2 protein-coding genes and 1 pseudogene are annotated in these 1,185 nt (G+C 41.5%); all 3 read right to left on the bottom strand.

Annotation, left to right across the window (positions count from 1 at the left end):
- Positions 1-188 (bottom strand): annotated as a pseudogene (locus ACFIKE_RS10950) (integrase); the annotation flags it as partial.
- 6 nt (positions 189-194) lie between these two features.
- On the bottom strand, positions 195-413 hold the full coding sequence (locus ACFIKE_RS10945) for a hypothetical protein (RefSeq protein ID WP_273791657.1): 219 nt from the start codon (positions 411-413) through the stop codon (positions 195-197).
- Between the two features lie 119 nt (positions 414-532).
- A complete protein-coding gene (locus ACFIKE_RS10940) occupies positions 533-1,156 on the bottom strand; it encodes a lambda exonuclease family protein (protein ID WP_375649943.1) in 624 nt (207 codons plus the stop codon).
- Positions 1,157-1,185 lie beyond the last annotated feature (29 nt).

Below are 1,185 nucleotides of genomic sequence, written 5' to 3'. Positions count from 1 at the left end.
GTTTTTGATTTAGGAAGTATAAGCCCTTGTAACTCGGCAAGTGCGCTTTTGTAGTTATCAACAAACTCTTGCGTTCCATAGGTACCGCGTATTCTAATGCGTTTGCCATGACCAATACGTACATACCATACAATTTTGCCATGTTGAGTAATTTGTTTAACGAGATGAGGAGGACGTGGTTTAGGCATGGTATTTTACATCTTAGAGAGTGCGGTTTCGTAATATTCATTCTTTGACAAATCTAAAAGTTTGTCTGGGTGGTTAACTGAATTTGGTAGTGGAATATCGGATTTAAGATAGATAAGCAGTTCACCGGTAGGTTTGATTTCTACGAGTTCACAACCTTGTTTTTTAGCTTCTCTTAAAGCGCGTGCAATGGCTGGTTGCGTTATAGCAGCTGGACGAGGCGCCATATCTTTTCTCCTTACATTGAGATGCAATTCACGTGTGGCGTGAATCACGCATTACTTGAAAGTGTTAAGAAGGGTGGGGGTGCTTGTAGATATGCGGGGAACAAAACACCCCCATAAGGTTAAGCAGCTTTTGTTGAGAGTTGTTTTATCTCTCGTTCTATCTCTGCTAAAAAGGTTTCAACAGCTTGATTGATCTGTTCAATTTGTTGATCATCACGGAGAACACGCTTGACTTTCATGCGTAAGTGAAAGAATTCCCCCGTAAAACGTGGGTCATAGCTTACGAAATCGCACCAATTTCGTTCTGTACAAGCCATTTGGAATTGCATTTGTGCGTGATATTCTGGTTTGATTTCGTCACCTATACAAAAGCGCATATGTGTTACTGATCTCGGGCATTTAACTTCGATTAAACCGTCTTCTCCAATGAGACCATCGGGGCTAGCCCCCGCCATTTCTATTGTGGGGTGTTGGATAAAGCCGCATTTTGTTATATCGGCATCATAAATGAAGCCATATTCTCTCAAGGCATCATCTTCATGCTCAATACCCCATCTCATATCTTCAGTTTCATAATAGGGGCTTGTTTCGCCTGTTAAGCGCTCTGTTATGAGTTTGATTTTGTAGTCTTCATATTTGCTCGTAGGCAATCCTTTTGTAGTTTTACTGAGTACGCTGTAAATGTTTGATGCGGTGACTTTACCCAAGCGCGCTTGAAACCATTCTGCTGTTCTTTGTTCCATATCACACCGCCGTTCTTTGTTCTTGTGGT

The organism is Bartonella sp. MU70NMGDW, from assembly GCF_042194085.1.
Classification (GTDB): Bacteria; Pseudomonadota; Alphaproteobacteria; order Rhizobiales; family Rhizobiaceae; genus Bartonella; species Bartonella grahamii.
Note: the sequence above shows the minus strand (reverse complement) of the source record. Positions and strands in the feature narration are given on the sequence as shown.

Coding starts and splice junctions, on each gene's coding strand:
- ACFIKE_RS10945 (WP_273791657.1), bottom strand. CDS start 413: ATGGCGCCTCGTCCAGCTGCTATAACGCAACCAGCCATTGCACGCGCT.
- ACFIKE_RS10940 (WP_375649943.1), bottom strand. CDS start 1,156: ATGGAACAAAGAACAGCAGAATGGTTTCAAGCGCGCTTGGGTAAAGTC.